Source organism: Streptomyces zhaozhouensis (assembly GCF_900230195.1).
Classification (GTDB): domain Bacteria; phylum Actinomycetota; class Actinomycetes; order Streptomycetales; family Streptomycetaceae; genus Streptomyces; species Streptomyces zhaozhouensis.
Window position 1 is genome coordinate 67483 of record NZ_OCNE01000027.1, and the last position, 7896, is coordinate 75378.

General features: G+C 71.0%; 5 protein-coding genes. 3 read left to right on the forward strand and 2 right to left on the reverse strand.

Features of this window, described 5'->3' with window-relative positions; translation table 11 throughout:
- Positions 1–245: 245 nt before the first annotated feature.
- Both CRP51_RS26315 and CRP51_RS26320 read left to right on the forward strand, forming a co-directional pair.
- Entirely contained in the window at positions 246–1193 is a 948-nt protein-coding gene (locus tag CRP51_RS26315) for an ACP S-malonyltransferase (protein WP_170970684.1), read from the forward strand.
- Between the two features lie 14 nt (positions 1194–1207).
- The gene (locus CRP51_RS26320) at positions 1208–2767 is read left to right on the forward strand and encodes an AMP-binding protein (protein WP_245880815.1); all 1560 of its coding nucleotides are present in this window, start codon (positions 1208–1210) and stop codon (positions 2765–2767) included.
- 91 nt (positions 2768–2858) lie between these two features.
- Here CRP51_RS26320 and rfbB read toward each other — a convergent pair whose 3' ends face one another.
- Both rfbB and CRP51_RS26330 read right to left on the reverse strand, forming a co-directional pair.
- Positions 2859–3836 (reverse strand): dTDP-glucose 4,6-dehydratase, encoded by a 978-nt coding sequence (gene rfbB / locus CRP51_RS26325; protein ID WP_097233851.1) that lies wholly within the window; start codon positions 3834–3836, stop codon positions 2859–2861.
- Positions 3837–3909: 73 nt separating this feature from the next.
- The gene (locus CRP51_RS26330) at positions 3910–5343 is read right to left on the reverse strand and encodes an NDP-hexose 2,3-dehydratase family protein (protein WP_097233852.1); all 1434 of its coding nucleotides are present in this window, start codon (positions 5341–5343) and stop codon (positions 3910–3912) included.
- Positions 5344–6247: 904 nt separating this feature from the next.
- Between CRP51_RS26330 and CRP51_RS26335 the strand changes: the two genes are divergently transcribed.
- On the forward strand, positions 6248–7896 hold a 1649-nt coding region (locus CRP51_RS26335; RefSeq protein WP_170970685.1), incomplete at its 3' end, for a type I polyketide synthase.

A 7896-nucleotide genomic window follows, 5' to 3' on the forward strand; every position in this document is an offset into this window, starting at 1 on the left:
CGTCCTGACCGGCCAACCCCTAGCCACCCCGTCAACAGCGCCCCGGACACCCCCGCCGCACCGGCACTGACCACGTCGGTGGCCGTGCCCGCACTGCTGGCCTCGTGCGTTCCCGCCCCGGGCCGGGCCCGGCGCCCTACGCGGTGCCCCTAGCGGCACCCGCACTTGTAGGGGTTTCCCCCCGGGACGCTCCCACCCATAGTGAACCGGTACCGAAGACCCGGCGGGCGCGAGGAAGGGTGGCTATGGAGACCGAGGACCGGTCCGGCGCGGCGATCGTGTTCCCAGGCATGGGAGCCATGTCGTTCGAGGACGTCGGCAAGTTCATGCTGGTGAACCCGTACGCGCGCAAGCTCCTCGCCACCGCCGACGAGGTGCTCGGCTACTCCGTCATCGACGGGTTCCGCGACGCGGAACACGACTACGCCGAGGCCTCACAGGTCGCGTTCCTGATCAACTGCCTCGCCCTCGCCCAGTGGGCCGAGGCGCAACTCGGCCTTGACCCGATGCTGTGCGCCGGCCCCAGCTTCGGCAGCAAGGCGACCACCGCCTACACCGGCTGCCTCTCCGTCGAGGACACCGTGCTGATGAGCGCCCGCATCGCGCGCTGCCAGGACGAGTACTTCGCCAAGGAGCACACGGACATCGTCACCCACTCCTTCGTGCGGACCCCGACGGAGCGGCTCACCGAGATCCTCGGGGAGATGGACGAGCGCGACTGGTGGCACGACATGGCCTGCTACGTCGATGACGACATGCACATGGTCTCCCTGCGCGAGGACGCGCTGGAGTGGTTCAAGGAACGCGTCCGGGGGGCCGGCGGCCTGTCGCTGTACACCATGCGTCCGCCCCTGCACTCCTCCGCGTTCGCCGCGCTGCGCCGCAAGGCCGAGGAGGAGGTGTTCGCGGGGCTGAGCTTCGCCGACCCCCGGATACCCGTGGTCTCCGACCACGACGGCACCCTGCTGCGCACCGGCGACCAGATCAGGAACCTCCTGCTGGACGGCATCGTCCGGCAGCTGCGCTGGCCGCTGGTCGTGGACACGCTGCGGGCCCAGGGCGTCGGCACCGTGCACGTCGCCGGCCCGGACAGCCTCTTCGGCCGCGTCCGCCGCACCACCGACAACTTCGAAGTCGTCCGGCTCACCCCCCGCATGGCCCTGCGGCCACGCGCGGCGGCGGACCGCACCTGAGAGGGACACCGCTGATGCCGATGACCCCGCGCTCCGGCAGGCAGGACCACGCCGGCCTCACGGGCCGCTTCCTGCGCGGCCTGGCCGTCAACCCCCGCGGCACGGCCGTGCGTTCACCCGACTGGTCGCTCAGCTACGAGGAACTGCACGAGCGGGCGCTGACCTGGGCGGGCGCACTGCTGCGTGCCACCGACGCGCCGCTGGAGGCCGTCGGGGTACTCGCCGGCAAGGGGCCCGAGTCCTACGCCGGAATCCTGGCCGGGCTGTACGCGGGCGCCACCGTCGTCCCCCTGAACACCGACACCCCGGCCGCCCGCACCGGCCAGATGCTGCGGGACGCGGGCGTCTCGGCCGTGGTCGCGGACGAGCAGGGCCGGGCGCTCCTCGCCCAGGCACCCGGCGACATCCCCGCCCTGCCGTTGCTGGCCGCCGACGGGGGCACCGTGCCGGTCGACACCGCGCACGCCCTCGCCGAACCCCGTACCCCCGCGACCGAGGGCACCGCCTACGTGCTGTTCACCTCCGGGTCCACCGGCCGCCCCAAGGGCGTGCGCATCCCGCACGCCGGCACCAGCCACTACTTCGAACTCCTCGACAAGCGGTACGACTTCACCCCCGAGGACGTCTTCTCCCAGACGTTCGACCTCAACTTCGACTGCGCCATGTTCGACCTGTTCAGCGCCTGGGGCGCAGGCGGCACCGTGCAGCTGATCCCGGGACCCGCCTACCGCGAGCTGCCGGCATTCGCCGCCGAGCACCGCCTGACGGTGTGGTTCTCCACCCCCAGCGCCATCTCGCTGCTGCGCCGCATGGGCGACCTGCGCCCCGGCGCGCTGCCCGGCCTGCGGTGGAGCCTGTTCGCCGGCGAGGCGCTGCGGTGCGCCGACGCGGAGGAGTGGCAGCGCGCCGCCCCCGCGTCCACGGTGGAGAACCTCTACGGCCCCACCGAGCTGACCATCACCATCTGCGCCTACCGCTGGTCGACGCAGACCACGCCCGCGCTCGCGGTCCACGGCATCGTCCCCATCGGCGAGGTCCACGAGGGGCACGACCGCCTGCTGCTCGACGCGGCGGGGCAGCAGGTCTCCGGCGTCGGCGCCGAAGGGGAACTCCTCATCGCCGGCCCCCAGCTGACCCCCGGCTACCTCGACCCGGCCGACGGGAGGGGACGGTTCGTCGAACGCGGAGGACGCACCTGGTACCGCACCGGGGACCGGGTCAGGGAGGTCGCCGACGGCGTGCTGGTCTACGTCGACCGCCTCGACGCCCAGGTGCAGGTGCAGGGAGTGCGGATCGAACCCGCCGAGATCGACCAGGCGTTGCGCGCGCTGCCCGGCATCGTCGAAGCGGTCACCGTGGCCGTCCCCGCCCCCGAAGGCGACACGGCCCTCGTGGGCTTCTACACCGGCGAGGCCCAGCCACAGGCCGTCCTCGCGCGGAGCCTGCGCGGCGCCCTGCCCGAGCGGATGGTGCCCCGCCGTTTCGCGCACGTGCCGGAGATGCCGCTGAACGCCAACCGGAAGACCGACCGCGCCGCGCTGCGGGCGCGGGCCACCAGGCTACTCGGAGGCTGACCGCTCCCCCTCGGTCAGCGGGAAGGGCGCGGGTGGCGGACCAGGAGTCCGCCGCCCGCGCCCTTTCCTCACGGCGCTCGGCCGGCACCCGTCAGCGTTCGCCGCCGAGCAGCGGCTTCCACCAGTCCGGGCGCTCCACGTACCAGCGGACCGTGGCCGCCAGCCCCTCGTCGAAGTCCGTGCCGGGGCGGAAACCCAACGCCCTCAGCTTGCTGTCGTCCAGCGCGTACCGCAGGTCGTGCCCCTTGCGGTCCTCGACCCACTCGATCATCTCCGGCCCCTTGCCGAGGGCCCGGAGCAGCCGGTTCGTCAGGTCAAGATTGGTCAGCGGATGCGAACCGGAGATGTGGTACACCTCGCCGGCCCGCCCACGCTCGGCGACCAGCTGGATGCCACGGCAGTGGTCGTCCACGTGGATCCACTCCCGTTCGTTGCGCCCGTTCCCGTACAGGGGAACCCCGCGGCCCTCCAGCAGGCGGGTCACGAACAGCGGGATGATCTTCTCCGGGTACTGGTAGGGCCCGTAGTTGTTGCCGCAGCGCGTCAGGCGCACGTCGAGGCCGTGGGTGCGGGCGTACGCCAGCGCCATGTGGTCGCCGCCCGCCTTGGCCGCCGAGTACGGCGAGTTGGGCGAGACGGGCGCGTCCTCCGTCCAGGCGCCCTCGGCGATGCTGCCGTACACCTCGTCCGTCGACACCTGCACGAACACGCCGACCCCGGCCTCCAGCGCGGCGCGCACCAGCCGGTGCGTGCCGAGCACGTTGGTCGTCGCGAACACGTCGGGGCCCGTGATGGAACGGTCCACGTGCGTCTCGGCCGCGAAGTTGACCACGACATCGTGGCCGGGCACCACGCGCGCCAACAGCTCCGCGTCGCAGATGTCGCCGTGGACGAACGTGAACCCCCCCTCGACCGGCGCCAGGGACGCCAGGTTCCCCGAGTAGGTCAACTTGTCCAGCACCGTGACGGACGCGTCCGCCCAGGCGGGGTAGCCGCCCGTCAGCAGCGTCCTGACATAGTGCGATCCGATGAACCCGGCCCCGCCGGTCACCAGTACCCGTCTCACCACGCCCGTCCCTCCTCGCCCAGGCGGCGCCCCCCGCCGTCCCGTGCCCTGTACGACCTGTCGGTCCCTGCTCTGGTCATCCGGAGAACTCCTCAGTCGTGCCGAACAGGCTGTGGAGACAGGCCGTCAGATTGCGTGCCTCCACGTTGACGTAGTAGCTGTGCCGCAGCAGCGCCGCGAGCTGGTGCAGGGTGACCCAGCGGAACGAGTCGTCGAGGAGGGTCTCCTCCACCCGGCCCGGCCCGTTGTCCAGCTCCACGATCAGATAGCGGTTGCGGGCGTGGTGGAAACGGCCGCCCTCCTCGGAGTGGACGCTGTCGAAGACGATCCGGTCGGCGGGCGCGTCCAGCACGTGGTCCAGATACCGCAGGTGCGCGGGGCGCGGCCCTGGCAGGTAGTTCGACGGCGTGCACTGCACCGTCGGCGCCAGCTCCACCCCGTCCAGGAACCCCGGCTGGGAACGGGCGTTGACCAGCGCGTGGAGCACCCCGTCGAACCGGGCGACCAGGAACGCGATCAGTCCCTGCCCACACGGCTGCACCATCGGCTGCGTCCACTGCTTCACCTCCCGGCTGCCACTGCGCACGTCGACGCCGATCACCCGGAAGAAGCGCCGGTCCTCGTGCTCCACGACCTCCTCCGAGCGCTCCCAGCCGGCCACCTCGTTCAACGGCGTCGGACGGGTGCGGATCTCGGTCATCACACGCTGGTCGTTGAGCCACCGGCGTATCGCCGTCATGCTGTGCAGACCGCCGGACTCCGCGTGACAGGACCGCACGAGTGCGGAACGCAGCCCCTCGTCCAGGCGGACCGCCGGCAGGGCCGCGCCCTCCCCGGCGAACGGCAGACAGCCCAGCACCGTCCTGGCGTCCATGTTGACCATGTCGTCCTCGGCCAGCAGCCGGTGGATCTGCCCCAGCGTGAGCCAGCAGAAGTTGTCCCGGGCCTCGACGTCCTCCTCCACCTCCACCACCATGTTGCGGTTGCGCTTGCGGTAGAACCACGAACCCTGCTCCGACTGGAGCACGTCCGTCAGCAGCCGGTGGCGGTGGGCCTGCTGGAAGTACTCGACGTAGGGCACCGCCTGACCCCGGTGCACCCGCGTGTAGTTGCTCCGCGTGGCCTGCACAGTGGGCGACAGCTGGACCCCGTTGTGGTTGCCCGGCTCGTTCTTCGCCTGCATCAGGAAGTGCAGGACACCGCCGAGCCTCTTGACGATGATGCCGAGGGTGCCGACCTCCTGCTGGAAGATCATGGGCTGGCTCCACGACTGCCACGGCCCGGAAGCCAGCCGGACGTCCACCCCCTCGACCGAGAAGAACCGCCCGGACTCGTGCACGATGTTCCCGGTGCCGGCCTCGATGTTCCACCCCGGCATCTCGTTCAGCGGGACCTGCCGCACCTCCGCGACGTTCTGCCGCTGCCGCTCAGCGAACCATTCCCGGAACGCGACGGCGCTGGTGACGCCCTCCCCGGTGAGGGCCGATTCGGCGATCTGTGCCACGGCCATGGCGGCGGGCTGCTGACCCGACGGCTCCGTCGAACACAACGTCGCAGGAAACTGATCCGCCATGGGAAACCTTTCTTGCCGTGCTCTCGCACGCTTCTGAATACGTGACGCCGATGCAGTCTAATAATCGAGGAGCAGCCTGGGAAAGGTGCTGTGACTGCTATGGTCCACCAGCTGCCACAAGCAGGGACAAGTCCCCTGTCAGATAGGGGTGAATTCCTGGCGGTAGGGGACCGGTGTCGCTCCCGGCAGCCACGGTAGGGGGTCGGCCGGGCATCGGTAGGGGTTAGCCGGAAGCCGGCCGCTATTTACGCTTCCCCGCGTGCCTCAACTTCCTGCATTCCGTGAGCTGCCACGCACCCACCCGCCCGGTCCGGGCGGCCGTGGGCGCGGCCGGCTCAGGGAGAGAACCCACACGCCGGCGTGCCCGCGCGGGCACGCCGGCGGTCCGCCCGTACGCGAACCGGCGGAGCGCGCCGGCGTGGTCGCCGGCGACCACGCCGTGCCCGTCCGCGCCCGTACCACGCGCGCCCCGGGTGTCGAGGAGCCCCGACGGGCGGACCCCGTGGGAGCCGACGTGAGGCTGGCGCGAACGCCAAGGCGCATGGCCGTACCGAACAGCGCGCGTCCCGACGCGCACACGCCGCTGCCGCTGTCCCGGGCGGAGAGGCGGCCCGGACGCGTCCCCGCGTCGCCGACCGGTTCGGCGACCAACCCGAACGATGTCACGGGCCTGAGCGGCACTATTCGGTTGGCCATCGAGAACGCAGGCTAGCCTGCCGAATTCCCAGTGGCCGGGAGAGCGGAAAAAGAACACGAGGCCGGGTGCCGCTGATTCGATTGCCGGTCAATTCGGCTGGCCGGTGCGACGCCCACCTCTTGACTTAGAAAACAGGTGGGTCGGATGTCGAACCAGTCGAACGAACAGAAGCTTCTGGATTACCTCAAGAGGACGACGGCAGATCTCCGTGACGCTCGGCGCAGCCTGCGCGAAGCCGAGGACCGGGAACACGAACCGGTGGCCATCGTCGGCATGAGCTGCCGCTACCCGGGCGGCGTGCGGAGTCCGGAGGACCTGTGGCGCCTGGTCGCCGAGGGCGAGGACGGCATCGGCCCGTTCCCCGAGGACCGTGGCTGGGACGTCGAGGGCCTCTACGACGCCGACCCGGACCGCATCGGCCACAGCTATGTCCGCGAAGGTGGCTTCCTCGACGGCGTCGCCGGCTTCGACGCCGGCTTCTTCGGCATCGGCCCGCGTGAGGCCCTGGCGATGGACCCGCAGCAGCGGCTGCTGCTGGAGACCTCCTGGGAGGCGCTGGAGCGCGCCGGCCTCGACCCCGGGAAGCTGCGCAGCACCCGTACCGGCGTCTTCGGCGGCGTCATGTACTGCGACTACGGCGCGGCCCTCGCCGCCATCCCCGACGACATCGAGGCGTACCTCGCGGCCGGCAGCGTCGCCAGCATCGTCTCCGGACGCGTCTCCTACCTCTTCGGCCTGGAGGGCCCCGCGCTCTCGGTCGACACCGCCTGCTCGTCCTCACTGGTCAGCCTGCACCTGGCCGTGCAGTCGCTGCGCCGCGACGAGTGCTCGCTGGCCCTGGCCGGCGGCGTGACCGTCATGTCCACCCCCAACATGTTCGTCGAGTACAGCAGGCAGCGCGCTCTCTCCCCGGACGGCCGGTGCAAGGCGTTCTCCGGTGCCGCCGACGGCACCGGCTGGTCCGAGGGCGCCGGCATACTGGTGCTGGAGCGCCTCTCGGACGCCCAGCGCAACGGGCACGAGGTGCTCGCGGTGATCCGTGGTTCGGCGGTCAACCAGGACGGCGCCTCCAGCGGCTTCACCGCCCCCAACGGCCCGTCGCAGCAGCGCGTCATCCGCGCCGCGCTGAACAGCGCCCGGCTGAAGACCGCCGACATCGACCTGGTCGAGGCGCACGGTACGGGAACGTCCCTGGGTGACCCGATCGAGGCGCAGGCTCTGCTCGCGACCTATGGTCAGGACCGGCCGGAGAACGGTGAGCCGCTGTGGCTGGGTTCGTTGAAGTCGAACATCGGTCACGCGCAGGCGGCCGCGGGTGTGGGTGGCGTCATCAAGATGGTGATGGCGATGCGTCACGGCGTGATGCCGAAGACGCTGCATGTGGACGAGCCGTCGCCGCACGTGGACTGGTCGGCGGGTGCGGTGGAGCTTCTCACCGAGGCGCGGGAGTGGCCACGCGGGGAACAGCCGCGTCGGGCGGCGGTCTCGTCGTTCGGGCTCAGTGGTACCAACGCGCATGTGATCGTGGAGGAGGCGCCCGAGGTTGAGGCGCCGGCCGAAATCCCTCAGTCTGGGGCTTCGTTGGTGGCGGTGCCGTGGGTGGTGTCGGCGAAGTCGGTTGAGGCGTTGCGGGCGCAGGCGGGGCGGTTGGTGTCGTTCGTGCGTGAGCGCCCGAAGTTGGAGCCGGTGGATGTCGGCTACTCCCTGGTGACCACGCGTGCGTCCTTCGAGCACCGGGCCGTGGTGGTCGGTGGTGACCGTGAGGAACTGCTCAGCGGTCTGGAAGCCGTGGC

Bases quoted from the DNA above. Each gene is read 5' to 3' on its own strand.
- CRP51_RS26315 (WP_170970684.1), top strand. From the start codon at position 246: ATGGAGACCGAGGACCGGTCCGGCGCGGCGATCGTGTTCCCAGGCATG.
- CRP51_RS26330 (WP_097233852.1), bottom strand. From the start codon at position 5,343: ATGGCCGTGGCACAGATCGCCGAATCGGCCCTCACCGGGGAGGGCGTC.
- CRP51_RS26320 (WP_245880815.1), top strand. From the start codon at position 1,208: ATGCCGATGACCCCGCGCTCCGGCAGGCAGGACCACGCCGGCCTCACG.